A 367-nucleotide genomic window follows, 5' to 3' on the forward strand; every position below is an offset into this window, starting at 1 on the left:
TCCATACAGTGGGTTTTTAGGGCGATTATCTTCTGGCAGGTAATCGCGTTTATCCTCACCATATTGCACGGTGTATTGACCAGGTGGTGCATTTTCGATTTTTGCTTTACCGCTGTCATCTAAGTTACCAGTCAGCGCTGTGCCGTTTGCAAATCGAATGGTATAAGGCGCACCCATAATTGGGCTGCCATCTTGATAGGTATAAGACAACTCAATGGTACTGCTTGCCATGGTGGCAATGCCATCGGCGGCCAGTGAGAGTCGAGCATTCTCAGAGAGCGCTTGAATTTGCGGTACACTCGGCATAGTGGCGCTTTGTTTGCTGCCAATATCTTGCTCCATGCTGCCGTCAAACACAGCCATGGCT

At 49.0% G+C, this 367-nt stretch carries 1 pseudogene; it reads right to left on the reverse strand.

The features are described from left to right. Positions 1-367: pseudogene (locus EXT48_RS23795) on the reverse strand (hypothetical protein); the annotation flags it as partial.

The sequence above is a fragment of the Pseudoalteromonas sp. CO348 genome, assembly GCF_004208845.1.
Lineage (GTDB): Bacteria > Pseudomonadota > Gammaproteobacteria > Enterobacterales > Alteromonadaceae > Pseudoalteromonas > Pseudoalteromonas maricaloris.